Genomic DNA, 26,580 nt, shown 5'->3' with positions numbered 1-26,580 from the left:
ATTAAACAGAAATGGAGAATTCGCGCCTGATATTATATTTGTCGCTAGCATTAGTGCTTTTTCTGCTATGGGAAAGGTGGCAGGTTTGGCAATCCGAGAACTATGCCATATCAACACCACCGACCCAGCCATACCAGCAAGCTACCTCTCCTGAGACTGACACCTATACACGCCAAGATGATTTGCCTGAGGCAGTCGCATACGATCCAACTAAGGCGAATACCGTGATACAAAATGCGGAGCAAAATGTATTAAGCCGTCGCGTACAGGTGACCACTGATGTATTGGAGCTTGATATCAGCACGCGCGGCGGTGATATCATCCGAGCCGATTTGTTAAAACAACCACTGAGCATAAATGAACCAAATATTCCTTTTAGATTGTTAAACAACGGTGAAGGGGGTGATTTTTATATCGTACAATCCGGACTGTTGCACGATCAGATCGCCGGTATCAGCAAAGATACCCTAAGAAGCAGAGCACCTTCGCACCATGAGGAATATCAAATAAGACAACCCCAAGCAATGCTCGGCGATAACGATGACACATTGCGAACGGTGTTGTATTGGGATAGTGGTGACGGCATAGAAGTAGACAAAATATATACCTTCAAACGCGCAAGTTATTTGTTGAGCATTGAGCATCTGGTGAGAAATAACAGCGACGATGTGTGGGTCGGTAGACAATATCGTCAATTAAGACGCGGCCATATAGATGAAGACGACTTTCGCCTGTTATATACTTTCACTGGTGCTGCTTATTACAACGATAAATATAATAAATTACCATTTGACGAGATTGCCGAACAACAATTAAACACTCGCATAGTCGGTGGTTGGGTAGCGATGTTGCAACATTATTTTCTATCAGCACTACTGCCAAGTGCCGAACAGAGCAACGATTTTTACACGCGAGTAGCGCAAGGCGGCGTGCGCCCGGAATATATCATAGGCATGCGTTCTGAACCAATAGTCGTCGAACCAAAACAACAGGGGCGGTTTATCACACAGCTGTATGTAGGTCCTAAGCTGCAGAATCAACTCGAGGAAATACAAGAAGGGCTTGAGTTAACAACCGACTATGGCATTTTTTCAATTCTATCCAAGCCTTTATTTTGGCTATTGGATTTAATCCATGACTTGATAGGCAATTGGGGATGGGCGATTGTGTTACTGACTTTATTGATAAAGCTGATTTTCTACAAGTTGTCGGAGATAAGCTATAAATCGATGGCAAGGATGCGAAAATTACAACCCAGTCTCATGGCACTGAGAGAACGATTTATCAACGACAAAGAGCGCATGCAAAAGGAGATGATGGAATTCTATAAGAAAGAAAAAATCAATCCGATGGGTGGCTGCTTGCCAATTTTAGTACAAATACCTGTTTTTATAGCTCTTTATTGGGTATTGTTAGAGAGTGTAGAACTGAGACAAGCACCCTTTATGTTTTGGCTAAACGATCTATCAACACGGGACCCATATTATGTTTTACCACTATTGATGGGCGCAACGATGCTGGTGCAAACCAAGTTGAACCCGACCCCACCTGACCCCATACAAGCCAAAGTGATGATGGTGTTGCCAATTGTATTTACCGTATTTTTTGCTTTTTTCCCGTCGGGTTTGGTGCTGTATTGGTTGGTTAACAATATTTTATCAATAGCCCAGCAATATGTAATCAATAAACGCATAGAACAATCATGAATCTCAAAGACGGCGATACCATCGCCGCGATTGCCAGTGCCACTGGTAAAGCCGGCATCGGCGTTGTTAGAATTAGCGGTGTTGCAGCCTCTGAAATCGCTACAAAAATAACCAAAACGATACTACAAACGCGCACAGCACACTATAGTCGCTTTGTTGATGAGCACAACCAAGTAATAGATGAGGGAATTGCCATTTTATATAAAGCACCGGCCAGTTTTACTGGTGAAGATGTCTTGGAATTACAAGCGCACGGTAGTCCTATCGTATTGGATTTAATACTGGAGCGAGTATTGCAGCTAGGTGCGCGTCTTGCCCAGCCGGGTGAGTTTAGCCAGCGCGCTTTTCTAAACCATAAGTATGATTTGGTGCAATTAGAAGCCATTGCGGATTTAATCAATAGCTCCAGTCGTGAAGCCGCCCGTGGCGCACAGCGTGCCTTGCAAGGAGAAATGTCTCACCTGTTTAGCCAGATAGCGGAGCGTATTAAAACATTTCGTGTACGGATTGAAGCGGAGCTAGACTTCTCTGATGAGGACATAGATATTTTGAGCCTCCCAGAGTTTGAGAAAAATTTAACAGACCTAATCCACGATATTGAACAATTGAAAAAAAAAGCACAACACAGTTTGTATTTATACGAAGGCATAAAAGTTGTGATTGTAGGGCGGGTGAATGTAGGCAAATCGAGCTTATTGAATCGCTTAACAAATCGTGCTGAAGCTATCGTCAACGCACAACCAGGGACGACCAGAGATATTGTCAACAGTAACATAGCGGTGGACGGTATCCCACTAACAATATCAGATACTGCTGGGCTCAGAGAAACCAATGATGTTATAGAGCAAGAAGGTATGCGACGGACTCGAAATGCCGTGCAAGCATCAGACTTGCTGTTATTATTGGTCGACGCACGAGACGGGATATGCGCTACCGCGCGCGCACTGCTGTCTCAATGCAAAGCTAAACCGACACTTATCGTCGCCAACAAGATAGATTTGCTTAAGGCACCTACTGAGAACGCCGCTTTTGATGTACAAATATCCGCGAAAACGGGTGCCGGTATTGATTTACTAAAGCAGCAGATTAAAGCGCGCATAACGCATGGCAACTTTTTAGATTCCGAGCGCAGTGTTGTATTTGCCAATCGCCGTCATATTGAAGCGCTACATACGGTGGCGCAGCTACTGTCGGAAATTACTAAGCACCCTCGATGCCAATCAACGCAACAGCTTGAACTCGTTGCAGAAAATTTTCGCCTCGCACAACAAGCACTGGCAGATATTACTGGCACCTATGGTAATGAAGAATTATTGAGCGATATCTTCTCTCGCTTCTGCATAGGTAAATAAGATCTTGTAGAGTATGCCGCAAGTTAATACACTCAATAACAGTCGAGCGCAATGTATATCGCACTATATAACGAGCCATTAAAAGTTACAATTTTGTTCCAAAACCATGATAGAATGAACCTTTTGATAAATGCTTCTCTATGAGTTGCGGCTTTATCGCTGGATAGAAGCCTACCCGACTCCGTTTCCACCCCCTTAATTATTGAGATAATTCCCAGAAAATAACTGATATGAACCTTACAGAATTAAAAAAAACACCAGTACCTGAATTAGTTGATCTTGCCGAATCCATCGGCATCACAAGCACTAGAAGTTCACGACGCCAAGACATTATTTTTTCTATACTGAAGACCAGATCTAGAAATCGTGAAGATATTACCGGCGAGGGTGTATTGGAGATATTAGAAAATGGGTTTGGTTTTCTACGCTCAGCGGATGAGTCTTATCAGCATGGCCCCGACGATATTTATGTTTCGCCCAATCAGATTAAGCGATTTGATCTACGCACTGGCGATACGATAGCCGGAAAAATTCGCCCACCGAAAGACAACGAGCGTTATTTTGCGTTACTGAAAATCGACACCATCAATTATGCGTCCTTACAACAGGCACGAGATAAAGTTCTATTTGAAAGCCTAACGCCTCTGCACGCCGAACAACGGCTACGCCTTGAGTGTGGCAGCGGTAGTTCCGAGGACATCACCGCCCGTATTATAGATTTAGTCGCCCCGATAGGAAAAGGACAGCGCGGCCTATTAGTTTCTCCGCCCAAAGCCGGGAAAACCATCATGTTGCAAAATATCGCTCAAAGCATTACCGCAAATTGCCCAGAATGTTATTTAATTGTGTTACTAATAGATGAGCGTCCAGAGGAAGTCACTGAGATGCAGCGCATGGTCAGAGGCGAGGTTATCTCCAGTACTTTTGACGAGCCAGCAACACGCCATGTGCAAGTAGCAGACATGGTTATAGAAAAAGCCAAACGGTTGGTTGAACATAAAAAAGACATAGTTATATTACTGGATTCTATTACCCGCTTGGCACGCGCTTACAACACGGTGATGCCGGTCTCAGGTCGAGTGTTAACCGGTGGTGTTGATGCCAACGCACTCACTCGTCCCAAGCGATTTTTCGGTGCAGCCAGAAATACCGAAGAGGGTGGCAGCTTGACGATACTGGCAACCGCACTGATAGATACCGGTTCTAAAATGGACGAGGTTATCTATGAAGAATTCAAAGGCACTGGTAATATGGAAATACATCTGGATCGTCGGATTGCCGAGAAGCGTATATATCCGGCAATCAATGTAAAACGTTCGGGTACCAGGCGAGAAGAGTTATTGACTGAGCCGGACGAACTGAAGAAGATGTGGGTGTTGAGAAAGTTTTTAGACCCTATGGACGATGCGGAAGCGATAGAGTTTATACTTACAAGATTGAAAAACACCAAAGTCAACTCCGAGTTCTTTGAAGCTATGAAAGGCTAATTTTTTTTAGCCTATAACTTTTACTGCTAAGGTTTTTCAACTGGCCAACTGGCCAACCATGAACGGCGTTTTTTTAATTAATGCTTGAAATTGCGTATTCCGGTAAATACCATAGCGACGCCAAGTCGATTAGCAGTAGCGATTACCTCAGCGTCTTTTACAGAGCCGCCGGGCTGTACGATGGCACCTATTCCTAGTTTTGCTGCGTACTCAATACTGTCTGCAAACGGGAAGAAAGCATCTGATGCCAACACTGCGCGATGAAGCGATAGCTTTGCTTGTTGCGCTTTGCTGGTAGCTATTTTCAGTGCATCTATTCTGCTCATCTGCCCACCACCAATACCGACTGTTTGTTGTGCCTTTACACAGACGATGGCATTTGATTTTACTTGCTTTACGATGCGCGCGGCAAAGATCAAATCAGAGATTTGTTTGTCATCGAGTCCCAGCTGTCCAACGACCCGCAAATCCGATGCTGTAATGCAGGAAGAGTCCTTCTGTTGTAGCAACACGCCCCCTTCTATGCTACGCAGACTATAGAGTGATTGGCGCTGTCCAGCAGGCCGGTATATGATTAAGCGCACATTTGGCTTGTCGGATAACGCTTGTCCTGCATCACTGGTGACTGCCGGCGCTACAATCACCTCGACAAATTGTTGTTCAATAATAGCAGTTATTGTTTTCCTATCTATCTCGTGATTAAAAGCGATGATGCCGCCGAAAGCCGACAACGGATCGGCTATATACGCGCGCCGATATGCATCAACTGGGTGTTCACCACAAGCAACACCGCAAGGATTGGTGTGCTTGATAATTGCACACACACATTCGCTAGTAAAATCGGATACTAAGGTAATCGCCGCATCCACATCCAGATAATTATTATAGGATAATGCTTTCCCTTGCAGTTGCTCTAGACAGCTGGCATATTCGTCCATATACAAGGCCGCGGCTTGGTGTGGATTCTCACCGTAGCGTAGGTCAAAACGACAGGTATACCCAGCAACACTGTGGGGAAATTGATTATTCAGTTTAGCTAAGTAAAAACCGATTGCGCTATCGTAAGATGCGGTATAGTCAAACGCCTTAGCTGCCCACAGCAGTCGTTGCTCACTGGGAATGCTAGCACCGTTTTTTTCCAACAAAAACTGTAGTTGCCGATAGTCGTCGGGGTCTACGACGACTGTCACATTGTCATTATTTTTAGCGGCCGAGCGAATCATTGCTGGTCCACCGATATCTATATTTTCAATTGCCTGTGCCTGCGTGCAATCTTTTTTTTGAATGGTGCGAGTAAAAGGATATAGGTTAGCCACCACTAAACCTATCGCGGTGATACGATGTTCTTGCATAACTGCATCGTCCAAGCCGCGCCGTCCGAGCAACGCACCGTGTACTTTGGGATGTAATGTTTTAATGCGCCCATTCATAATCTCAGGGAACCCCGTATAATCGGAAACCTCAGTGATAGCAATACCGGCATCTTGTAGCAACTTGGCAGTGCCTGAAGTGGATAAAATCTCTATATTCAACGATGCCAAGGTGTGGGCAAGTTCAACGATACCGGTTTTATCCGATACACTCAATAAGGCACGTTTGATTACTATCTTCTCAGGGTCGGTAGTGGGCATTATGATTAAATAAAAAGAGCAATTATACCTTAATCTCTAAAGGAGAAGCAAAGACGGCATTAGCAAGAGACTAGAAAGTTTTAGTCAAAAAATTTGAATAGTTAAACTTGAAAGTTAAGCGGTGTGGCTTGTATGATAATATGATATTAGTAATAACTAAAAATTATAATGTCAATTAAATAAGAGATGACCTATCCACCTATCTATATTGTTAACCTAAAACGTACACCAGAAAGAAGGCTTTTCATGCAAAGACAACTTGATGCTTTTAATCTACAGTATCAATTCGTAGATGCAATAGATAAATATGATATGTACTCTCAAACAGACCGTGAGGCAATAGCACAACAGCTAGACATAGATAAACAACAGCTAGATTATTTTTTTAAAAGTCAGAAGCCAGGTATGGTCGCTTGTAGCTTGAGCCACATTAAGATATATAATTTAATGGTGAAAAAAAACATCTCTCAAGCCTGCATATTAGAAGATGATGCCCAGCTACCAACTAATTTCCCGAAAATATTGGCAGAGTCTCAAGTATTTCTGCGCGATATGATAATGTTTAGCCATGAATCAAGAATTGTTTACGATATACTTGCCCCTATTGTTTGGGCTTTTAGAAGCAAAAAATTTAGAATGTATATGTATGTAAGCAATATACTTAAGCTGATAATGTATAAAAAGTATTTCCCGGAGCTACCTTTATATATGGTGTATCGTATATTTTTTACTATGATTGCATATACTTTTTTTCGTTGTTGCAAATTAAAATTAGGACAAAATCTGAGTTATATAGAAGCTCGTAGGCTTAAGATAGGTGGGGTACCGTCTCCAAGTAAAGCTCCTAGGGGATTTATCTCTAACCGTCGCTTGATTGAACCTTTGCCAAACCGTTATAACACATCATCAACCGGGGGTTATATGTTGACGTGTGCGGCAGCGATTAAATGGAAGCATGCCATTATGTATCAGTGTAAATCTTTGGATTACATTCATGGGGAATTATACTGCAGAGGAGATTTAGACCTCCTCCTTGTTAGCCCCCCTTGTGTTATAACGCTTCCCTCCTACAAACTCTATAGCACCAACTTTAAGTAAGGGATGGGAGACTTTCCTCTCAGATATATTGAGTGTAATCTCCAAGTTAACTGCCTACATAGTTTTCTGGAATTATAAAAGCGGGTTGATAAGCCTGAGGGATCTCTGTCGAGATTGCATCCTCCAGCAGGCTGAGTAAAAATTTATAATTTCGGACATTGTTGATATAAGAGACAACATCGTTGCGCGGTTTACCGTGTTTTGCCTTTTGGTACCATTCGGGTTTCTGCAATAATTTCAATGAATGACTGAGTGCTAACCAAGAATTCGTGTTAGCTCCTCTGTTGCGAGTCAATTTGAGAGCGTCTTGAAGGTGACCATACCCCGCTAAATAAGCAGTGAGTGCCATCCACAGACGATCTGGGGCTGGGACTTCAGGAGGTACTCTGCCTAATAGTTCGTTTAAGTATTTGCTTCCTCCCATAATGCTTTGATAAGCATCGAGACGGTCGCTGACTTCGTAATATTGTGCAATTTCTTGGGTCAGCATCATAATGCCTTTTACACCGGTAGGTGATACTGCGCGTGGGTTCCAGTGCGACTCTTGGTATGCGATAGCAGCAATTAGTTTCCAATCAAGCAAGTATTTATCAGACGCTATTTTGAAATATCTTTTATATTTGGAAAGTTTTCTATATGCCGATTCTATAAATGTTAGTTTTTCAGCGTAAGACAGCAATTCTAAATGCTCCGGATGGGATTTTGTGATACGCTCAAGCTCCCCGTTTTTTTGCATGGATGTGAACAGGGCATTGGCAAGATGAACTAGGTGTTTGGAAGTGCCGTCGGTGGTTGCAGAGTTGAATAGCCATGTAATAGGTACTTCTTCGGAAACCGTAAAGGCTATTTTGGCATATGGGTATAAAAAATGCGTTGCCGCAAATTCAAAAGCATCGGCTACGGTATAGCGCACTAAACCCAGATTGATCATTTCTATCAGTTTATACGAGGGTGTATTTGGATGCAGATACCAAGAACTATCTTTTGAATGATCCGATTCGGCATCTACATTCGTCGGGTTGATTGTGTTGCGGTCGTGATACCGAACATTCAATTTTTCTAATAACTCTATGTGTTTGGGGTTGTCACTAATATCTATATCCGACAGCGAGATTTCTTCAAAACTAAGGGGTTTAACATCAGGGTAGCGATAAATCATATATTGTTTGCTTTGATAATAGGGGATGGAGACTTCAAAGTGCCGGGCGTGCAATTGTGTTGCACTTAGAGCACCTGCCGCCATATCCACTGATTGGTCTGATAGTAACGCAATAGCTTCAGCCGCAGTTGCAACTGGTATAACTTCAATTTTGTTATTCGTATAGTCGGCAAAATGTTCTAAAAGATGATAATCAAAGCCCGTTGCCTGCCCATCTTGCCAATAGTAACTTGCCGGGTTCACTCTGAGCGCGACTTTGATAGTATTGAGGTTTTCTATCGAGCTAGGTTGCCAGGGCGGTGGATCAGTTTTTGCGGCATCGTCACAGGCCACTAGCATCAATAGAATAACAATATAAGTTGTAAGTTTTGCTAAAGGCATACTATTTCTGAATTATACATGTTCAGCTATATTATAATGTAGCAACAGCAAAGAGCTTTACCGGCGGGCAAAGGAGCATCAGTAAAAACGGATATATCATGATGGAGATTTTAATTTAGGAATAAAGTAGGAACTGCACAAGAGACAGCAAAGTATGCTGTGGCTAAATTGAATTTTTTATGAAATATTATGTAAATTATTTACATATGAAAATTCCCATGCCAACGGGTTATTCCTCAAGAAATTGAATCCCTCCTATTTAGCTGTTATATTCATCAATGATTTTTAACTCATCAGCAGAAAGAAGGATGATACATGGAAGGACAGACGCTAAAATATCCACAGCTTTCGGCTACTGCCGTAGGATTTTCTAATAGATTAAATCACGGTGATGCAAATAAGTTGGAGTTTACTATTGGCGGGCAAGCGTATGCTTTAAATCCCGTTGCAGACATAAAATCTTGCAGTTTTCCGATTACCGTGCATTGCAGTATCAACGGGAGCAGTATGCGCCTTGGCATTGATGCGAGTTGTTGTAATTTGCTATTATCGGATTGGTTACCGCTCGAGGAACTCGCAGGGCTACCTGATGACTTAAGAAAATCTATCGTCATAGCCGCGTTTAACCCGATTAGCAATTTTTTTACTGAGCATGCAATAGGTAACTTCCATGCTGAAGATATAGAATGTCAGCCTATTCAGTCGTCTGACTCAAGTTTATTTTTCCATTTGTTGTCAGCAAACGGTGCTATCACCGGTCAGGCCTTTGCCGATGCCGATGAACAAACCATCAACACACTACATAAAGTATGGCAAGCGGCAGCCGTACCAGTGTCTGGCATAAACACCGAAGACTTATGCGCTACGGTTGAGGTGATAGCTGCTGAAGTCACATTGAGCATAGAGGAGTTTAGTCAGGTAGAGAAGGGCGACATTATATTGCTTGATAAAGCATTTTCCGACTTAACAAAGGTATATGCTAAAATCAGTGATAGTATAAGCTTTTCATCCGTTATTGACGGGAATAAACTAATTATCCAAAAGCGGAGGGGCGTGATGGCAAGCGATGAACAGCCAACAGAAGATTTAGAAACTAAAAACCCGAAAATCCCAGAGCAGGAAGTTGAGGACCACGATGAATGAGGATTCGCAGGCTGAAGAGCGATTGAACACAGACTTAGAGGTCGGAGATCAAATGAACGAGGATTCACAGGCTGAAGAACTCTTGCGTACAGAACCGGAAGATGAAACCCAAGAGAACGGAGAAACATCGACTGAGAACCCACTGTTTGAGGAGCAAGACGCTACTAGCAAAGATATAGATACCCCGGATAGCGATCAATCGATGCCTGAAAGAGACCCGCTCTCCGATGAGCCTCCTGCCAGTGAACCGCCGCCGACTGCAGCAGCGGAAATAACAGCCGATCATTGGGATAACCTAGACATGCAACAAGACTCTCCCAAGCTCAACGGGTTAGACGAGTTACCTTTAGAACTCCTGTTTGTTGCCGACAAGTTCACTGTCTCCTTAAATGAACTAAAGCAGTTCAAACCAGGCTATGTGCTTGAATTAAACAAGCAAGCAACAGGACAGGTGGATATTCATGCCAACGGTGTGCTAGTTGGTCGCGGCGAATTGGTACAAATTGAAAACCGGGCAGGGGTGCGAATCTTAAATTTATATCATCAGGAGAAGGCCGATGGATGATGGTACCACAGTTCGCAGGCACGCAAATCTTTACAGCACACTGCTTGGTGTTTTTGTTGCCGACAATCAATAACGCACACTAACTGGGCTGGTTTGTTTACAAGCCATAGCGTTGGTAAGTACATAGGAAGAAATATATCTTGTCTAAAAGAGCTACGCAAAATTATAAGAGGAATAACTGATGGATGGTTTCCCCGACCCGACTACCTTAATTTTAGTTCTGGGCGGCTTGGCAATCGTGCCATTTTTAGTCGTAATGGCGACCTCTTTTGCTAAACTAGTCATCGTTTTTTCATTGATAAGAAACGCACTAGGTATCCAGCAAATACCACCGAATATGGCATTGAACGGTTTAGCATTGATACTGACCATTTACATCATGATGCCAGTGCTCACTGCAAGCTACGATATCATTGCTCAGCAAGGAGTGGATCTTGACGACCCGCAAGGAATAATGCAGAGCATTCAAGCTGGTTCACAACCCTATCGAGCATTCCTGTTCAAAAACAGTAGTGATAGAGATAGAGAATTTTTCATGACAGCTGCCTATGACCTATGGGGGGAAGAACACACGAAAAATATGAAAGAGGATGATTTATTGATTCTCTTGCCGGCATTTACAGTTAGCGAACTGACCACCGCTTTTGAAATCGGTTTTTTAATTTATTTACCGTTTATAGTGATAGACTTAATCATCTCCAATATCCTGCTGGCAATGGGTATGATGATGGTTTCGCCAATGACGATATCGTTACCATTCAAATTACTATTGTTCGTTTTCCTCGATGGCTGGACCTATCTCATTCAAGGTTTAGTGCTTTCCTATAAGTAATCATGACGGAAGGAGAGATAGTACAACACGCCAGCAATGCAATGTTGCTCGTGCTGATGTTATCTATGCCACCGATTGTCGTGGCATCTCTAGTCGGCTTACTGATCAGCTTGATCCAAGCGTTGACACAAATACAAGAGCAAACCATCTCTTTTGCGTTCAAGCTCATTGCTATCGTCGCCACGCTGTTTTTAACTATGAGTCAGTTAGGCGAAGAGTTGTTCGCTTATGGGCTTATATCTTTCCAGAAGATTTCCGAGGTTGGCTTCTGATGGAGGTGTTAATTGACTTCTTCAAAGATCATATTATCGTTTATAGCTTAACCCTGCCGAGACTTATCAGCATATTTGCTATGCTTGCATTTTTAAGTGCGCACACCTTAGGCGGTACTTTAACGAGAAACGGCATCTTGCTTAGTCTGGCACTGATACTCTATCCGGTTGTTTATGCCGAAATAGAGGTTATTAATTCCTTATCGCAGAGTATGTTGTTGTTTATTATTATTAAAGAGATTTTCATAGGAGTGACGATGGGTTTTATCGTCGCATTAATGTTTTGGGCTATAGAAGCAGTTGGTTTCTTTATCGACAATCAGCGCGGTGCGACGATGGCAAGTTCTATGGATCCTCTGACCGGAGACCAAGCATCTCCGATGGGTAACTTTCTAATCAATACAATTATTGCAGTATTTTTCGTCACCGGACTATTTTTAATCTTTATCGAAGGTATCTATGAAAGCTATAGAGTATGGCCGGTTTCATCTTTCTTCCCTAACTTGAATGTTGATATCGTATTCTTTATGCTAAAGCAATTCGGACAAATTGTCTTGCTAGCCGTTTTATTAGGTGCGCCAGTAATTATCGCAATGTTTGCAGCTGAATTCGGCTTGATGTTAATCGGCCGTTTTGCCCCGCAGCTCAATATCTTTTTTATGTCTATGTCTATTAAAAGTGCAGTATCCAATTTCATATTAGTTGTATTTTTAGCAACCATCATCGCCTATTTCGGTGATAAACTAGCGACTATTCCTGATATTTACGCGGATTTGAATACCGTATGGAGTAAGCAATGAGCGGTGCCAGTAGTGGTAATAAGACCGAACCCCCTACACAGAAACGGTTACGCGACGCTCGCAAGAAAGGGCAAGTCGCCAAAAGCAAAGAAGTTGTTAGTGCTGCGTCTATTATTTTTCTGCTAGCTTATTTATGGCTGGCAAGCGATTATTATATGGGGGAGTTCCGTGAGTTACTTGCATTGCCAGTGACTACCTACGGCATTGATTTTAAGGCGGCACTGGGTGAGATTCTATTTGAAACTGGTAAACTCGCAATGATCATAACTCTGCCGGTAATCGGCATTGCGCTAATAGTCGGCATTGCGGCTAATTTCTTTCAAACTGGGGGATTATTCGCTCCGCAGGTAATCAAAGAAGGCTATAAAAAGATTAATCCTGCTCAAGCGTTAAAGAATATATTCACTAAAAAAAATCTCGTTGAGTTGATCAAATCAATTCTCAAAATAGTATTTTTAGGCTATTTGATATACCTAGCGTTGCGACACGATCTTCGTGCTTTGCTGTTGATACCAGAATGTGGTTTAGACTGCTTATTACCGATATTTGGTAATCTAATGGGCAAAATTATAACCTATGCAGTTATTGCGTTTATCATTGTTGCAGCTGCCGACTATTTCTTTCAAAAGCACGACTATATTAAGAACCTCAAGATGACCAAAGACGAAGTTAAGCGAGAATTCAAAGAAATGGAAGGCAGTCCAGAAGTGAAAAGCCATCGTCGCCAGTTATTTCAAGAAATCGTTAACAGTCAGGTTGCCAATAATGTCAGTCGCTCAAGCGTCATTATCACCAACCCTACGCGTATGGCTATCGGCATCTATTACGATGACGAAGAGACACCGCTACCTGTAGTTACATTTAAGGAGCAAGGCACGATGGCCAAGCGAGTCATAGAAATTGCCCACGAGCAAGGCATCCCAGTCATGGAAAATGTGCCACTTGCCCACGCGTTGATGGATCAAGCCGACATCAACCAATATATCCCGACTGATTTAATTAAACCAGTCGCCGAAGTATTGCGCGTAATACGAGAACTCTGAAACCAGACCAGCTACATTATCCATACTATTCAGCAGTAGGCTATAAAGAGCCTTACAAACCGATACGGCTCAGCGGCTGTACGGTGATTTCTTGAGTTAACTCTTGATAAGACAACACAGCAAGCTCGTAGAGTTCGACCTCCAGCATCTTGCGTACATAACGACGTATATCCATTGCTGTCACTAGTACTGGTTTATTAGTGCGTCTGGCAATATCAGTACCAACGGTTTGCTTAACTCTCTCAACAAAATTGCGCGTAACCGTAGGATCCAACGCCAAATAGTTGCCTGCCGAGGTCTGTCTAATTCCTTTGCGAATTGTTTCTTCTAAGTCCTGATCAAGCAGGTAGGCGGGCAAAGTGTTCTGCCCACTACTAAACTTATAACTCACATAGCGCTTCAGACTCCCGCGCACATACTCAGTGAGTAAAACTGTGTCTTTCTCTTTTTGTCCCCACTCTACCAAGGCCTCCAATATCAAGCGCATGTTGCGGATAGAAATATCCTCGCTAACTAGACGCTGTAAGACTTCGGCAATCGTATGTATGGGTAAAATCCTTTGCACTTCTTTAGTCAGTTCGGAGAAATTAATCTCCATTTGCTGCAACAGATAACGAGCTTCTTGTATACCTATAAAATCTTCGGAATATCTTTTCAAGACATATGAGAGGTGAAAGGTGAGTATCTTGGGCAATTCCATATAAGAAAGACCTGCCTTATTTAGCTGCTCTTTGTAGTCGTCCGCCACCCAAAGCGCCTCTTGTGCCGGCAGAAAAGGTTGGTCAGTATCAAAGGGAATGTTTAATATCTCCATTTGTTCTTTGTTATCGTTATATAGCACACAGCCATATTTGAGGTTACCGTGAGCTACTGGCACTTCTTGCATCAAGATCGAATAATCTCCGACATTGCTGATATTCGCATTAAAACGTAAGTAGATGCCGGGGAAAGGAACGCCTAGATCTAGATAGAGTGCTCGCCGCACTTTAAATAATTCGTCGTTGAGGGTTTTCGTGTCTAGGTGTTCCTGCACACTGGCTTCTATATCAATTAATAAAGGTACACTCAAAGTAAATTCCTCCTGTTCGGTTAATTTTCCTGAAGTAGGTGCGCTCTCGCCGGGCGACGCGTTGAAGGGAAGAGAAGCTGATAAATTATCTTCGCTTTTCATCGCCTCTTTTTTCTTAGCACTATACAGCAAATATATGCCGCCGCCGCCGGTTACTATAGACAGCAGTACAAAAACTGGTGTAGGGAAACCAGGGATTATACCGAATACCAGCATCAAGCCTGATGCAACTAATAGGGCGCGTGGCTGAGCTCCTATTTGGCCGCTGATGTCGGACGCTAAATCAGCGTTGGCTGAAGGGTCACTGCCACTGTCGGTGGTTACTCGGGTGACGATAATGCCGGCAGTCAGCGCAATTAACAATGCCGGGATCTGGGTAATCAATCCATCCCCTATGGTTAGCGTCGAATACACATGCATCGCCTCTGCTACATCCATATTGCGCTGTACAATACCAATAGTTAAACCACCGATTAAATTAACCACGATGATAATCAGACCGGCAATGGCATCACCCTTGACAAACTTCATTGCACCATCCATAGATCCATATAGCTGGCTTTCCTTCTCAACTAACGAGCGACGATATCTAGCTTGCTCTACATCAATGACCCCAGCACGCATATCGCCGTCTATACTCATTTGTTTGCCGGGCATCGCATCTAAGGAAAATCTAGCACTGACTTCTGCCACCCTTTCTGCGCCCTTAGTGATGACCATAAATTGAACGATAGTAATAATCAAAAAGATTACCATACCAACAACTAAATTGCCGGCGACTACGAAATTACCAAAAGTAAATATAATCTGCCCAGCATCGGCTTGCAGTAGGATTAATCGGGTTGTTGATATAGACAGTGCTAGTCTAAACAAGGTGGTCAGCAATAACACCGAAGGAAATGCTGAAAACTCCAGCGGCGAGGAAATATATATCGCCAGCATCAGCAGGATAACCGACATACTCATGTTGGTGCCTATCAAAATATCTATGAGTGTGGTTGGCAACGGTAGCACCATCATAAAGATAATAAAAACCAGCATCAACGCAAGCAAGACATCGTTGCGCGAAGTAATTTTAATTAATATTCTTTGGATATTGTCTTTATCTATCATTCGGTTGCGTTGAGATAGGTTTAAAGCGCGAAACTGACTCCATATATTTTGCAAACTCGGCTTGAGACTCCTCACCCTTGCCAAGCCCCCATAATGCACGGGTGCGCAATAAAAGCAAGTATGCGACCTGTTCGTCGTCGACTTGAATAAGTCGTTCCAGGTTTGCGGCAGCCTCTATAACCGACTGATAGCGCTCAGCCATAAGATAGGCATAAGCTAACATTCTCAATGCCTGTTGATTATTAGGTTGCAAAGCATTTAGTAATTCCAATATGGTGATTGCCTGAGAGGCCATGTTTTGTGCTAAATAGGAATACGCTGTGCTCAGCAACCAGTTTACATAAGCTTTATCAATCGTGTGCTCTGCCATTAGCCCTGCACAAGCTGGTCTCGCCCCATGCAAAAAGCCTCATAATCGTTGTGCATTTGTTCAAACAGAGTCTGTGCATTTTTTATCTTCTTAGGGTCTATATCGCGCAATTGCTTGTTCTCTTTAGTTATTGTTTTGCGTAGGGTGTCAAGCGCTTCGCTATATGCATTTGGCAACATCACCTCATTTTCTGGGGTTTTAGGGTAGATCATCCTATCTATTAACTGACGGGTATAGCTGGTGTTAAATATTTTCTCTAGGTTAGATGGTTCATGTATACCCAGTGGTCTGGTTGCTTTGCTATCTGGGAAAATTGGTGCCGCGGTACTATCCGGTATACGCGGTTGGTGTAATACCCGTTCTATGCCTGAACCAAGTAAAACCGCCATTTACAGTTCCTTTTTTTGCAGCTGTAGGCGAGCTTGCTGGGAATCAGCGTACAACGGTATAAAATTGGAAAATCCGGTAATATCTAGAACACGCTTTATATTTTCTGCAACTGAGCAGAGCGAGAAATGTCCGTTGCCGCGCTTAGATACTTCCTTAAACGCTTTTAAGAACACATTGAGGCCAGCACTACTAACATAACGCAATGATCCACATGACAAAATAATATTCGCCACACCATCGTTTATCAACGCCTGCAAGGCGACCTGCAAATCAGACGCGTTCGTCGAGTCTAGACGACCTTCCAATTCAACAAGTGCTAAATTATTTTTTTCTTTTACTATGCGTAATTCCAAACCCTGTTCGGTTATAAAAGTCATGCCTCTATTTCCGTATATAATTGAAACATCAAATCGAAAGCTCTGCTTAATGTTTGCGGCGACACTTGTTCCACGCGTACCATCAGTACCAAAGTATCGTCGCCTCGCAAACCGACTTGTACAACCATTGGTAAGAATTTGTTATAGTAGCAAGCCAACAACAGTTGCCTTGCATTGTCGTATAGCTGATGGGTCGGCACTTTGCTAAATAGTGCTAGAACGACGCCGCGTTCGTCGCTTATTTCTTCTACATCTAAAACATAACGACCACCACCAATAATTAGATTGTTTACCCACGGCCGATTGGTGGCACTAATATTAAAACCCCGCAAGCCTAAGTTTTGCATAAAAGTTGTCAGGGCGTCATCCCGCTGTGAAGTCATCTAGACAGCCTACTCTCCGAATTCCTTATCAATAGTCGCGTCTAATGCTTGCTGAATGCTACCTATCAGTTCGGCTCGCTTATTTTCATCTTCAAAGGCTTTGCGAGGGATCAGCCGCACCACATCCTTTAAGCCGTTTAAGAAATATATTCTCGCTTGCACTGGGTTTACATCAAGTTGATCAGCTATGTTTTCGACCGTGCTGTCGCTGTACCACCCCTTTTCTTTCAAAGTCAATATTTCTTTTAGCAACGCTTGCCCGCCGTGCGCTAATGCCGTTTGATAATTGCTATGGACTTTGTCCATTAAACCATCGCACTGATGATACATGCTACCTAATAATTTAAGCTGATAAATATCATCCATAATCGCTTTTAATTGCGTTTTAGGTAACGATCTATTATCCTCTCCAGCCTCCGTAACCAGTCCGCCAAGCACAAAATCAACTGCGTCGGTAAAACTTTCGCCCTTGTAATCTTTGACGACTCGCTCGTATGCTTGCGTGATGCTAGCATAATCAAGCACGACATCTCTATATAAATCTCTAAGTCCTTGAATATCACCGACCCCCTTATGTGCCGTATCATTGGCATTTTTAGAGATATTGATGCCAGCACGAATAGCCGAACCGTGTTGGTCTTTGAGCTGCTCTATTGACTTGTTTAAGTTCTCAATCCTAGTCGAATCCGCACCTTGTGCTTGTAATAGATCACGCGTATAAGACAGTGCGAGAAATTGATGGCTTACATCGTTATAAGATTGTTCGGCGTATTCGCGTAATTTTTCCGGGGCGGTTTGTGCTTCCAGCTGTGCGATTTGCTTTGCAAAAGCAGCAAGTTTTTTATTTTTTTCAAGGTCTGGGACTTGCTTTAAATAACGTTCCGCTTGCTCTTGTGCAAAAGACTTCAACTCTTGTTTTTTGCCGATTTCCCGCTTGGCAAGTTTTTTTTCAACTTTCTCACTGTGCGCAAAAGTTAGTTCTTCAGCTGCATCTTCCAGTAATTCGACTGGGTCTGCTGCTAAACTGATTGTCTGCCCGCGATAACTTCCATCGACCTGGGCTGTACTACCAGAAGATTGACTGAGAGTACCAGACGGCAATGGTGGTGCAACGGCCTTATTATTGATATTAGACATCGCTTAGCTGGACAGGTTATGCGTTAGACCCTAGTGATGGTTTCCATAGTATCATAACGGCTCCGTGATAATTGCTGCATTTGATCGAAGATTTTATCAGCGTCGCTTTGTATGGTTTGGGCGTACGCTTTCTTTTGTTCGGATACGCTACGCGCCTGCGCCGATTGCGCCTCGATCTCTTTGGACTCAGCTTGTTCTTCATCCGAATAGTATTTGAGCACTGTTGAGATAATCTGTCCGGTACCCTGCAGCACTTGAGATACACCTTGAGCAAAAGTTGCTATATTCTGAGCCTTCTGATATGCCATTAGGTTACCGCCGCCCTGATTTTTAGCTTTTTTCTGCTCGGATTTATTCTCTTCTATGCCTTCATCAGTGGTAGCATCGTCGGACACCTGAGTGCTCTCATCACCTGTAATATCCGATCCTGCGGTAGCTTTTTCTATGGTTTCTTGAAGTTTATTCTGTTGCTTTTGTATATCCTCGCTGGCCTCATCGGCATCTTGTTGCTGCCGAGACTCGCTGCCTTCCGTTGGCTCTGTGGCTGACTCCTCTGGGACAGATGATGTACTCTCTTGCTCTTGTGCTTCAGTCGGTTCAGGTGCTTCAGCTGGTCCTTCGGGTGCTTCGCCAGAGGCTGATAATGTGCGGGTACTTTGTATCGCACCGCCTATGGATACCGCCCCGGCGACACATTGCATTGTACCCATAGCAATCCCTGAGGCGAGCGCAAACTTTGCTGCAACACGCATAGCATGCGCTGCAGATTTCAATTTAGCAGCAACCTCCAGGGCAGCTTGGAGCGCATCTTCTTCCGCTACTTTCTGGTTTTCTATCATTGATTTTTCCATCACATCCATGATGGCAAAAACATCAACTTCTACCGAACCAGCCATAGTACCACTCAAACTCAAAGCCGAGGACAAATCTATATTAATACCAGAATTTGGATTGTAGTCCAAAGCAGGTGCGTCGCTTTTGTCAGTTTTGGGAGATGGAACACCATCAGTGTCAGGCTTTAGCGGAACACTCGTTAACACCGTTCCGTCGGCAGGCAACGGTTGATTGGCTTCTGGTGGGGGTGGGGGTGGCTGTGTGCTATCTATTCCTTTCATTGTTGCCTCCTTAAATATTAGTGATTAATCTGTATAAAAAATAAAACTGTTTGTGCTGATTTTAGCATAGTTTTACTAGATATTTTTACTCTGGTTTGACAATATCCTAGGAATTATATGCCTGGGCTTATACACGCTGGCCGAGCACTTGTATTTTGTTGCCATTATTGTTATGCTTTACATCAAATTCTGACAAATCTGTATTGGGGAAAAAATAATGAAATTACTTGCTTATATGTTGCTATCCTTAATTGCAATCGCTTTGTCGGCGTGCGTGAGCGAAGAAGGGGCGCAGAAACACGCCCAGAAAGGAAGCGAGATGACGGCAAAAGCCGGCGTGGTGCCGGGCATGATGTGGGAAGCGGCGGTCCACAAAACTGGTACGGCAAAGAGCATGGAACTAGGGCATTTTGCATCGCGCGAAGAATGCCATGAAGCGATTTCAGTTCATGCGTCCGAGCAAAAGAAAGCCAAAAAAGGATTCTCTGCTTCAACTTGTTCAATAGTAGCATCTGACCGCTGATTGCGGTTTACGCTATAAATATAAGAACCGGAGGCTATTTATGCACGCCTTCGCTTACGATTTTAGCCATCGCTGACGAATCAAGTTCACCGTCGCCGCGTTCTACCAGTCTCTGCAAACAGTCGTATGCATGTTCTAGACCGGCTAAATAAATACCATTATTGCTTGCCGAGCAGCGAGCGATTTTTAAATCTTTGAAATGCAAAGCAGCCTTAAAGCCAGGCTTATAATCGTCGGCTAATATGCGTTGGCCATGGACTTCGAGTATCTTGCTGTTAGCGAAACCACCCAATAGCGCTTCTCGCACTCGTGCCGCATCGACCCCAGAATGCTCGGCAAACTCTATCGCCTCTGCAGTTGCCACAATAGTTTGCGCTACTAATAATTGATTGCACGCTTTGGCGACTTGCCCAGCACCGTGTGCGCCAATGCGCACGATATTGTGTCCCATGATTTGAAATATTGGTAACACGCGGTTATAGATGTTTTCCTTCCCTCCGACCATAATAGATAATCTACCTTCTATAGCTCCCTGCTCACCGCCAGACACCGGCGCATCCAACATATCAATGCCGTCACCCGACAGCTGCTCTGCAATGTCACATGTAGCCTCAGGAGAAATAGTACTCATATCGACTATGACATCACCGCGGCTCGCACCTTCGGCAAAGCCATCGCCCCCCAATATCACTTCTTCAACATCGGAGGTATCTGATACCATGGAAAAACAGAGACTTGCTTTAGACGCAGCACTCGCTGGGGTTTTGCATAAACAAGCGCCTTGCTTTAATAAAGGTTTGGCAACCTCTGGATGTCGTGCGAAAATGAATACCTGATGCCCGGCAACCAATAGCCTTTGGACGATAGGTCTTCCCATGATGCCGATACCGACAAAAGCAATTTTTTCAGTCATTATGTTAAATGCACAGTCTTGAGGATTAAAAATGAAAGTTTATTTTAACCAGTTACGCGGTTTACTGGAAAAAAAATTAGATTTCTTTTATCTAGTTTCCGGTGAAGAACCTCTACAACTGATGGAAGCAGGCGACTTAATCCGCGCGATAGCAAACAAACACGGCTATAATCAACGCCAGATGTACTTCGTAGACAGCGGGTTTGATTGGCACACCGTAGCTCTACAAGCCGATAATCTATCGTTGTTTGCCCAGCGTCTTATCATCGATATACGGTTAACGAACGCCAAGCCTGATACCAAGGCAACCAATTTCCTCAAGCGCGTATTACAAACGCCACCGCCTGATGTGCTATTTATAGTCCAAGCACCAAAGGTAGACGGTCGCTCGGCATTGCTGAAAAAGATAAGCGAAAAAGCAGTGTGGGTGCAAGTTTATTCTAAAAGCCACAGCGAAACTAAAAGCTGGCTACTAGAGAGGATGCTACGTAATAATATAAATGCCGAAGACGGTGTGGTAGACCTCATTGCCGAACGTGCCGAAGGCAATTTGCTAGCGGCAGCACAAGAAATTGAAAAACTCAAACTGAGTTATCAAGATAAAACTATCAGCCTTAAACAAGCCGCACAAATCATCGGCGATAGCGCGCACTACAGTGCTTTTGAATTAGCCGATGCCGCAGTTTGTGGCAATACCACGCGAGCATTGAGAATTCTCAATAGCCTGCGTAGCGAGGCGACAGCTGAGCAATTAATTTTATGGTGTTTAGCAAATAACATACGCACATTGCTCAAAATGGAATATCGGCTTGCGGCAGGTGAATCGTTAGCCGTAGTTATGAATACAGTATGGAAAAATAAACAACCAGTATTTCGCAGAGCATTACAAAGAAAGTTAAAAAGCCGATGGCTGATGATGTTGTATACTTGTTACGAAACTGATCTGGCTATCAAAGGGCAGTCTTTGGAGGAAAGTTGGCAACAGTTACATTGTTTGGTATTGACTATTTGCGCAGTCCCGGTACTCAATGCAAAATTAAAAAGCAATATACTATGACAAGATACTATAGAAACTATGAGTGATTCTATTGCGGAAATAGGCAAACGAGTCAAAGCAAGTGCACCGATAATTGCCAGTGCTGATACTGCTACGAAGAATCGCGCACTTCGCGCAACTGCCGAGATTTTAATCGCAAAACGCAACGCTTTGATTACTGAGAATAATAAGGACTTAGTCGCTGCTAGTGCGCGCAAAATTGGTGCAGCATTGATAGACCGCTTAGAACTCAATGATGATCGCATTAACGCGATGGCTGACGGATTATTACAAATCGCCGAACTGGACGACCCAGTCGGCATGATATCGGATCTATCCACTCGCCCTTCGGGCATCAGAGTCGGGCGCATGCGAGTACCTTTGGGCGTTATCGGAATGATTTATGAGTCGCGGCCAAATGTAACTATCGACGCAGCAGCTCTATGCATCAAAGCTGGCAATGCCGTGTTATTGCGTGGTGGTTCTGAGGCAATCTATTCCAATATCGCCATCGCCAAGTGTTTAACCGAAGGTCTGCAACTAGCTGGACTGCCGGTGAATTGTGTGCAATTAATACAAACACCAGGACGACAAACAGTTGCCGAGATGTTAAAACTAGATGACTGCATAGATGTGATTATCCCGCGCGGCGGCAAACAGCTTGTCAAATACATCAGTCGTGAATCATCTATTCCGGTGATTAAGCACTTAGATGGTGTCTGCCATGTTTATATAGACGATGGTGCCGATTTAGAACAAGCATTGACCATTGCAGTAAATGCCAAAACACAGCGATATGGAGTTTGTAATGCTATGGAAACCTTGCTGGTTGCACAATCAGTAGCGGAGGATTTTTTACCACGCTATGCACATGATATGCAAATCCATCAGGTAGAAATAAGAGGTTGCGAGCAGAGCTGTGCAATAGTGCCTGAAATAAAAGCCGCTTGCGAAACTGATTGGCACGAAGAGTATCTGGCACCGATTATTGCAATTAAAATAGTTGCCGGTATTGACGAAGCAATAGCGCATATAGCGCGGTACGGTTCGCATCACACTGATGCCATTGTTAGCCGAGATTATGCGCGCACTATGCGTTTTATACGCGAGATTGATTCAAGTTCGGTGATGGTCAACGCCTCGACTCGCTTTGCCGACGGCTATGAATACGGATTGGGTGCTGAGATCGGCATTAGCACTGATCGCTTACATGTGCGCGGCCCGGTGGGATTGGAAGGCCTGACTATACAAAAGTATATCGTCTTCGGAGACGGTCATATACGTGAATAATCAAACCGGCATCGTAGCAATATACGGAGGTGCTTTTGACCCTATACATCTGGGACATATTAAAATCGCATTGCAGGTGCTCGCACAACCCGAAATTAGCCAACTGCGTCTACTGCCGTGTTATGCTCATCCGAACAAGAGCGCAATGCATAGTTCAGCTACACATCGCTACAATATGTTGCAGCTTATCGCCGGTGATTCGTTAATCGTCGATCGCTGCGAGCTAGAGCGCGCAGATAATTGTTACACTGCCGATACTGCAACATACCTGCGCAAAGCACTAGGAAACGACTTACCAATTGCAATGCTATTGGGTGCCGACGCATACAACGAGATAAACGACTGGTACAAGGCTACTGAACTACCATCGTTACTACACCTGATAGTTGTCGCCCGGCCTGGAGTAAAATTATACGATAGCAAAAGTGCCTGGCAGCGAGTGCAGACTTTGCAGGAAATGTCACATCGTTCGGCGGGTAACATATTATTTATGTCTGAGCCTTTTATCAATATATCTTCAAGCCAAATCCGTCTGATGATTGCGCAGGGTATACAACCACGATATTTATTGCCCGCCGTCGTTTGGAGCTATATTAAAAAAAACCGGCTCTATCATTATAGAGAAGTATCGTGAAACTGGACGCTCTCAAGACACTTGTGATAGCACAATTGGAGGCACTGAAAGCGCAAGATATTGTCGTATTAGATATCAGCAAGCAAACTACTATTGCCGATTTATTTGTAATTGTCGGTGGCACCTCTAAACGGCATAGACAAGCCATTGCCGATCGAGTGATTGAAGTAAGCAAACTAAATAACATCAAAATATTAGGTTGTGAAGGTTATGATACTGCCGAATGGATTCTAATAGACTTAGGTGATATTGTGCTACATGTGATGCAGCAACAAACCCGCAGCCGTTACGATTTAGAAGGGCTATGGCAAGACACCGAAATCGGCAAGCAAACCACACATGCCGATACATATTAAAATACTCGCAGTCGGGCGACGAATGCCGACTTGGGTCACTGCCGGCATTTCCGATTATAAAAGGCGTATCAATGATATCAACTTAGAGATCATAGAAGTCCCGCAAATTAAGCGTAGTACATCGCAACCTGTGTCTAAAGCAATTGCCCAGGAAGGTGCAAAACTACTCTCGCTAATAGAGAGAGAAGCCTATATCATCGCACTTGACCAAACCGGACAACAAATAAACAGCGAGCAGTTGGCTGATCAACTAAATCAATGTATACAAAATCATCAAACTCTGGCTTTCTTAATCGGCGGCAGCGACGGACTAGACCTTCGTTGTATAGAGCAAAGCCACGCGCGCTGGTCTATATCCTGCATGACACTGCCGCACGCACTCGCTCGCCTGATATTAGTCGAGCAACTATATAGAGCTTGGACTATACTCAACAAACATCCCTATCATCGGTGATGACTAAAATAAAACAATGGCGGATTGTCAGTCAGTACCCAGCGTATCGGATACTGAGCTTGATAGCCCATCAAGCAAAGCCTTATCTCTAACCCGCTGATCGCTTCAAGGCACAAGGGACAACCATGTCCGCCTTGGTTGCAAAACCAGCTTAAGAGTTGCTTGATGCCATTAGCATCATTGCCAAAGCTCTTGCTAGTATAGCTCTCATCGCTAAATAATATCGTATCGCTCTAGCGGTAGGCGATATTGGCGCCAGCACCACCACTCGCTATGGCTGACGAATGCATAAAACATGCAACAAAGGTAGACCACTTAAGAGCAGATCTATTTTGACTAAAACTTCCTAAAACCGTTAATGCAGATTTAGCGTAGTGGTCCTTCTAGGAAGACCTTAACCCGGACACGGATGCCGGCAGTTGAGCGACTCACTGCTATCGTGTAAGTTTCTTTCGTAGTGCCATCTTGGGTGGTCACTACCACCGTAATCGTGGTGACTCCATCTTCGGCTAATTCAATGTCACTACTCGCACTGCCACTCTCTACTGGCACAGTATTTACCGTGATAGTTGCATTGGCATTAGTCGCTGTCGGGGTCACGGTTAGTCTCTCAATATCATTTTCAACCAATACTGTATAGTTCAGTGTCGTGCTACCAAAGGGTTCGCTTAATGTGCCTGCCGATACCGTCAATGCGCTTAAGCTCGCATCTGTACTTGGTGCACGTTTCACTGTCACAATATAGCTATTCGTCGTTGTCTCATTCGGAGCAGTCACGACTATCTCTATGTCCGTATCTATGCCGGTTGCACCTAAATCCACACTAATTGAAGCACTACTCTCTACAGTTTCATTACCTATACTAATCATTGACATCGTGCCTTCGCTCGCTACTGGTGTCACTCGCACCTCAGTCACCGTTTCTGCCACGCTCGCAGTGTATTTAGTCACCGTTGATGCAAAATCAGGTGTCAATGTAATCACATTGTTGTCAGTATCCGTTAGCATTAAAGCACTCAAGCTGGCATCGTTGCTTAATACTCGGTTCACTGTTACCTTATAACTCGCCGTCGTTATACCATCAGCTGCGGTGACTATAACCACTATATCAGTAGATGTACCGGCGTCTCCTAGTGCCACATCTATCGCATCCTTATTCTTGGCCTCAGCACCGTTTATCGTGATACGCTCCACATCATCACTATTCGCAATTGGGGTCACTTCTAAAGTAGCTACTGTATGGTCTACATTCACTGTATATCTAGGCACCTCGCTATCAAAATCTAACTCTATCGTCTCACCATTCGCCATCAGTGCTATATTAAACAGTGTTGCATCATTATCCGTGGGCGTTGCAGCACGATTCACAGTTACCAAGTAGGTCCTCATCGTTGTTCTATTCTGAGCGGTCACGACTATCTCTATCTTCGTAGAACTACCCGCCTCAGGCAATGCTATATCAAGCATTTCGCCACTTTCTATATCAGCCCTGTTCACTGTAATCTCTGCATTCTCGTTATCAGTTGCCAATACCGACACAGTAAGCGTTGACACTGTATGATGCACTTCTGCAGTGTACTCTAATGTGTCCTCATCAAAAGGCTCTACCCTGACCAAATTATCCTCATTAAATCTATCTGTTAGTGTCAAGGCATTCAAAGTCGCATCATCACTCAATGCTCGGCTCACTCTCACCGTGTAGCTACTCGTCGTCATCCCATTCGGAGCAGTCACTACTATCTCTATATTGGTATCTGTGCCGGGTACTCCTAAGCTGATATTAGTTGAGTCACCACTGGGTATAGTTTCATCACCTATCCTAATCGTTGCTGTCATGCCTTCAGCCGCTACCGGTGTCACTCGCACTTCAGCTACCGTATGGGCTACGCTTGCCGCATAGCTGGTCATCGTTGACGCAAAAGCAGGCATCAATGCTATCGTAATGCCGTTA

The 26,580-nt window shown here is 43.8% G+C and carries 27 protein-coding genes; 16 read left to right on the top strand and 11 right to left on the bottom strand.

Annotated features, from left to right (window positions below; genetic code table 11):
- The first annotated feature begins 11 nt into the window (after positions 1-11).
- From yidC to rho, 3 genes are all read left to right on the top strand, one after another.
- On the top strand, positions 12-1,706 hold the full coding sequence (yidC, locus tag GDA45_05095) for a membrane protein insertase YidC (GenBank protein MBC6414240.1): 1,695 nt from the start codon (positions 12-14) through the stop codon (positions 1,704-1,706).
- Positions 1,703-3,058, top strand: coding sequence for a tRNA uridine-5-carboxymethylaminomethyl(34) synthesis GTPase MnmE (gene mnmE, locus GDA45_05090; GenBank protein MBC6414239.1), 1,356 nt, complete (start codon positions 1,703-1,705; stop codon positions 3,056-3,058). The genes yidC and mnmE overlap by 4 nt, the downstream gene beginning before the upstream one ends.
- A 230-nt stretch (positions 3,059-3,288) precedes the next feature.
- A complete protein-coding gene (gene rho, locus GDA45_05085; protein MBC6414238.1) occupies positions 3,289-4,545 on the top strand; it encodes a transcription termination factor Rho in 1,257 nt (418 codons plus the stop codon).
- A 77-nt stretch (positions 4,546-4,622) separates the two neighbouring features.
- On the opposite strand, the gene purH is transcribed toward rho, so the two are convergent.
- Entirely contained in the window at positions 4,623-6,176 is a 1,554-nt protein-coding gene (gene purH, locus GDA45_05080) for a bifunctional phosphoribosylaminoimidazolecarboxamide formyltransferase/IMP cyclohydrolase (protein ID MBC6414237.1), read from the bottom strand.
- Positions 6,177-6,362: 186 nt separating this feature from the next.
- Between purH and GDA45_05075 the strand changes: the two genes are divergently transcribed.
- On the top strand, positions 6,363-7,274 hold the full coding sequence (locus GDA45_05075; protein ID MBC6414236.1) for a glycosyltransferase family 25 protein: 912 nt from the start codon (positions 6,363-6,365) through the stop codon (positions 7,272-7,274).
- A 46-nt stretch (positions 7,275-7,320) separates the two neighbouring features.
- Here the strand turns inward: GDA45_05075 and mltF are convergent, their stop codons facing one another.
- The gene (gene mltF, locus GDA45_05070) at positions 7,321-8,814 is read right to left on the bottom strand and encodes a membrane-bound lytic murein transglycosylase MltF (protein MBC6414235.1); all 1,494 of its coding nucleotides are present in this window, start codon (positions 8,812-8,814) and stop codon (positions 7,321-7,323) included.
- 315 nt (positions 8,815-9,129) lie between these two features.
- Between mltF and GDA45_05065 the strand changes: the two genes are divergently transcribed.
- The 6 genes from GDA45_05065 (at position 9,130) to sctU (ending at position 13,469) form a co-directional block, all read left to right on the top strand.
- Positions 9,130-9,957: a hypothetical protein gene (locus GDA45_05065; GenBank protein MBC6414234.1), complete on the top strand. Its 828-nt coding sequence runs from the start codon at positions 9,130-9,132 to the stop codon at positions 9,955-9,957.
- Complete coding sequence (locus GDA45_05060; GenBank protein MBC6414233.1) at positions 9,950-10,522, top strand: FliM/FliN family flagellar motor switch protein; 573 nt, start codon at positions 9,950-9,952, stop codon at positions 10,520-10,522. The genes GDA45_05065 and GDA45_05060 overlap by 8 nt, the downstream gene beginning before the upstream one ends.
- A 181-nt stretch (positions 10,523-10,703) precedes the next feature.
- Positions 10,704-11,354: a type III secretion system export apparatus subunit SctR gene (gene sctR, locus GDA45_05055; protein MBC6414232.1), complete on the top strand. Its 651-nt coding sequence runs from the start codon at positions 10,704-10,706 to the stop codon at positions 11,352-11,354.
- A gap of 2 nt (positions 11,355-11,356) precedes the next feature.
- The gene (sctS, locus tag GDA45_05050; GenBank protein ID MBC6414231.1) at positions 11,357-11,626 is read left to right on the top strand and encodes a type III secretion system export apparatus subunit SctS; all 270 of its coding nucleotides are present in this window, start codon (positions 11,357-11,359) and stop codon (positions 11,624-11,626) included.
- Entirely contained in the window at positions 11,626-12,426 is an 801-nt protein-coding gene (sctT, locus tag GDA45_05045) for a type III secretion system export apparatus subunit SctT (GenBank protein MBC6414230.1), read from the top strand. The genes sctS and sctT overlap by 1 nt, the downstream gene beginning before the upstream one ends.
- Positions 12,423-13,469 (top strand): type III secretion system export apparatus subunit SctU, encoded by a 1,047-nt coding sequence (gene sctU / locus GDA45_05040; GenBank protein ID MBC6414229.1) that lies wholly within the window; start codon positions 12,423-12,425, stop codon positions 13,467-13,469. The genes sctT and sctU overlap by 4 nt, the downstream gene beginning before the upstream one ends.
- A 52-nt stretch (positions 13,470-13,521) precedes the next feature.
- On the opposite strand, the gene sctV is transcribed toward sctU, so the two are convergent.
- The 7 genes from sctV to GDA45_05005 are packed head-to-tail and all read right to left on the bottom strand — an operon-like array spanning position 13,522 to position 19,423.
- Complete coding sequence (gene sctV, locus GDA45_05035) at positions 13,522-15,651, bottom strand: type III secretion system export apparatus subunit SctV (GenBank protein ID MBC6414228.1); 2,130 nt, start codon at positions 15,649-15,651, stop codon at positions 13,522-13,524.
- On the bottom strand, positions 15,641-16,021 hold the full coding sequence (locus GDA45_05030) for a hypothetical protein (GenBank protein MBC6414227.1): 381 nt from the start codon (positions 16,019-16,021) through the stop codon (positions 15,641-15,643). The genes sctV and GDA45_05030 overlap by 11 nt, the downstream gene beginning before the upstream one ends.
- Complete coding sequence (locus tag GDA45_05025; GenBank protein MBC6414226.1) at positions 16,021-16,410, bottom strand: hypothetical protein; 390 nt, start codon at positions 16,408-16,410, stop codon at positions 16,021-16,023. Before GDA45_05025 ends, GDA45_05030 begins: the two co-directional genes overlap by 1 nt.
- Positions 16,411-16,788, bottom strand: a complete 378-nt coding sequence (locus GDA45_05020; GenBank protein ID MBC6414225.1) for an STAS domain-containing protein — start codon at positions 16,786-16,788, stop codon at positions 16,411-16,413.
- Positions 16,785-17,171 carry a hypothetical protein gene (locus tag GDA45_05015; GenBank protein MBC6414224.1) on the bottom strand — a complete coding sequence of 129 codons (387 nt, stop codon included), beginning with the start codon at positions 17,169-17,171 and terminating at the stop codon, positions 16,785-16,787. The genes GDA45_05020 and GDA45_05015 overlap by 4 nt, the downstream gene beginning before the upstream one ends.
- Positions 17,172-17,180: 9 nt before the next feature.
- A complete protein-coding gene (sctW, locus tag GDA45_05010) occupies positions 17,181-18,308 on the bottom strand; it encodes a type III secretion system gatekeeper subunit SctW (protein MBC6414223.1) in 1,128 nt (375 codons plus the stop codon).
- A 23-nt stretch (positions 18,309-18,331) separates the two neighbouring features.
- Positions 18,332-19,423: a hypothetical protein gene (locus tag GDA45_05005; protein ID MBC6414222.1), complete on the bottom strand. Its 1,092-nt coding sequence runs from the start codon at positions 19,421-19,423 to the stop codon at positions 18,332-18,334.
- A 217-nt stretch (positions 19,424-19,640) separates the two neighbouring features.
- On the opposite strand from GDA45_05005, the gene GDA45_05000 reads away from it, so the two are divergent.
- Positions 19,641-19,946, top strand: coding sequence for a hypothetical protein (locus GDA45_05000; GenBank protein ID MBC6414221.1), 306 nt, complete (start codon positions 19,641-19,643; stop codon positions 19,944-19,946).
- Positions 19,947-19,980: 34 nt separating this feature from the next.
- On the opposite strand, the gene GDA45_04995 is transcribed toward GDA45_05000, so the two are convergent.
- Entirely contained in the window at positions 19,981-20,859 is an 879-nt protein-coding gene (locus GDA45_04995; GenBank protein MBC6414220.1) for an NAD(P)-dependent oxidoreductase, read from the bottom strand.
- 31 nt (positions 20,860-20,890) lie between these two features.
- Between GDA45_04995 and holA the strand changes: the two genes are divergently transcribed.
- Genes holA through rlmH form a run of 5 tightly spaced genes read left to right on the top strand, consistent with a single transcriptional unit; the run spans position 20,891 to position 24,629 of the window.
- Positions 20,891-21,916, top strand: a complete 1,026-nt coding sequence (gene holA, locus GDA45_04990; GenBank protein MBC6414219.1) for a DNA polymerase III subunit delta — start codon at positions 20,891-20,893, stop codon at positions 21,914-21,916.
- Positions 21,917-21,934: 18 nt separating this feature from the next.
- Positions 21,935-23,185, top strand: coding sequence for a glutamate-5-semialdehyde dehydrogenase (locus tag GDA45_04985; GenBank protein ID MBC6414218.1), 1,251 nt, complete (start codon positions 21,935-21,937; stop codon positions 23,183-23,185).
- The gene (nadD, locus tag GDA45_04980) at positions 23,178-23,819 is read left to right on the top strand and encodes a nicotinate (nicotinamide) nucleotide adenylyltransferase (GenBank protein ID MBC6414217.1); all 642 of its coding nucleotides are present in this window, start codon (positions 23,178-23,180) and stop codon (positions 23,817-23,819) included. The genes GDA45_04985 and nadD overlap by 8 nt, the downstream gene beginning before the upstream one ends.
- Positions 23,816-24,175 carry a ribosome silencing factor gene (gene rsfS / locus GDA45_04975; GenBank protein MBC6414216.1) on the top strand — a complete coding sequence of 120 codons (360 nt, stop codon included), beginning with the start codon at positions 23,816-23,818 and terminating at the stop codon, positions 24,173-24,175. The genes nadD and rsfS overlap by 4 nt, the downstream gene beginning before the upstream one ends.
- Complete coding sequence (gene rlmH, locus GDA45_04970) at positions 24,159-24,629, top strand: 23S rRNA (pseudouridine(1915)-N(3))-methyltransferase RlmH (protein MBC6414215.1); 471 nt, start codon at positions 24,159-24,161, stop codon at positions 24,627-24,629. Before rsfS ends, rlmH begins: the two co-directional genes overlap by 17 nt.
- Before the next feature lie 366 nt (positions 24,630-24,995).
- Here rlmH and GDA45_04965 read toward each other — a convergent pair.
- A partial coding sequence (locus GDA45_04965) for a cadherin-like beta sandwich domain-containing protein (protein ID MBC6414214.1) occupies positions 24,996-26,580 on the bottom strand: 1,585 nt, incomplete at its 5' end.

The sequence above is a fragment of the Chromatiales bacterium genome (genome assembly GCA_014323925.1).
Classification (GTDB): domain Bacteria; phylum Pseudomonadota; class Gammaproteobacteria; order Poriferisulfidales; family Oxydemutatoraceae; genus SP5GCR1.
The sequence above is the reverse complement of the archived record's forward strand: the minus strand, read 5'-3'. Positions and strand labels throughout refer to the sequence as shown.

Excerpts from the sequence above, each read along its gene's own strand:
- yidC (MBC6414240.1), top strand. The coding sequence starts at position 12 with ATGGAGAATTCGCGCCTGATATTATATTTGTCGCTAGCATTAGTGCTT.
- mnmE (MBC6414239.1), top strand. The coding sequence starts at position 1,703 with ATGAATCTCAAAGACGGCGATACCATCGCCGCGATTGCCAGTGCCACT.
- rho (MBC6414238.1), top strand. The coding sequence starts at position 3,289 with ATGAACCTTACAGAATTAAAAAAAACACCAGTACCTGAATTAGTTGAT.
- purH (MBC6414237.1), bottom strand. The coding sequence starts at position 6,176 with ATGCCCACTACCGACCCTGAGAAGATAGTAATCAAACGTGCCTTATTG.
- GDA45_05075 (MBC6414236.1), top strand. The coding sequence starts at position 6,363 with ATGACCTATCCACCTATCTATATTGTTAACCTAAAACGTACACCAGAA.
- mltF (MBC6414235.1), bottom strand. The coding sequence starts at position 8,814 with ATGCCTTTAGCAAAACTTACAACTTATATTGTTATTCTATTGATGCTA.
- GDA45_05065 (MBC6414234.1), top strand. The coding sequence starts at position 9,130 with ATGGAAGGACAGACGCTAAAATATCCACAGCTTTCGGCTACTGCCGTA.
- GDA45_05060 (MBC6414233.1), top strand. The coding sequence starts at position 9,950 with ATGAATGAGGATTCGCAGGCTGAAGAGCGATTGAACACAGACTTAGAG.
- sctR (MBC6414232.1), top strand. The coding sequence starts at position 10,704 with ATGGATGGTTTCCCCGACCCGACTACCTTAATTTTAGTTCTGGGCGGC.
- sctS (MBC6414231.1), top strand. The coding sequence starts at position 11,357 with ATGACGGAAGGAGAGATAGTACAACACGCCAGCAATGCAATGTTGCTC.
- sctT (MBC6414230.1), top strand. The coding sequence starts at position 11,626 with ATGGAGGTGTTAATTGACTTCTTCAAAGATCATATTATCGTTTATAGC.
- sctU (MBC6414229.1), top strand. The coding sequence starts at position 12,423 with ATGAGCGGTGCCAGTAGTGGTAATAAGACCGAACCCCCTACACAGAAA.
- sctV (MBC6414228.1), bottom strand. The coding sequence starts at position 15,651 with ATGATAGATAAAGACAATATCCAAAGAATATTAATTAAAATTACTTCG.
- GDA45_05030 (MBC6414227.1), bottom strand. The coding sequence starts at position 16,021 with ATGGCAGAGCACACGATTGATAAAGCTTATGTAAACTGGTTGCTGAGC.
- GDA45_05025 (MBC6414226.1), bottom strand. The coding sequence starts at position 16,410 with ATGGCGGTTTTACTTGGTTCAGGCATAGAACGGGTATTACACCAACCG.
- GDA45_05020 (MBC6414225.1), bottom strand. The coding sequence starts at position 16,788 with ATGACTTTTATAACCGAACAGGGTTTGGAATTACGCATAGTAAAAGAA.
- GDA45_05015 (MBC6414224.1), bottom strand. The coding sequence starts at position 17,171 with ATGACTTCACAGCGGGATGACGCCCTGACAACTTTTATGCAAAACTTA.
- sctW (MBC6414223.1), bottom strand. The coding sequence starts at position 18,308 with ATGTCTAATATCAATAATAAGGCCGTTGCACCACCATTGCCGTCTGGT.
- GDA45_05005 (MBC6414222.1), bottom strand. The coding sequence starts at position 19,423 with ATGAAAGGAATAGATAGCACACAGCCACCCCCACCCCCACCAGAAGCC.
- GDA45_05000 (MBC6414221.1), top strand. The coding sequence starts at position 19,641 with ATGAAATTACTTGCTTATATGTTGCTATCCTTAATTGCAATCGCTTTG.
- GDA45_04995 (MBC6414220.1), bottom strand. The coding sequence starts at position 20,859 with ATGACTGAAAAAATTGCTTTTGTCGGTATCGGCATCATGGGAAGACCT.
- holA (MBC6414219.1), top strand. The coding sequence starts at position 20,891 with ATGAAAGTTTATTTTAACCAGTTACGCGGTTTACTGGAAAAAAAATTA.
- GDA45_04985 (MBC6414218.1), top strand. The coding sequence starts at position 21,935 with ATGAGTGATTCTATTGCGGAAATAGGCAAACGAGTCAAAGCAAGTGCA.
- rlmH (MBC6414215.1), top strand. The coding sequence starts at position 24,159 with ATGCCGATACATATTAAAATACTCGCAGTCGGGCGACGAATGCCGACT.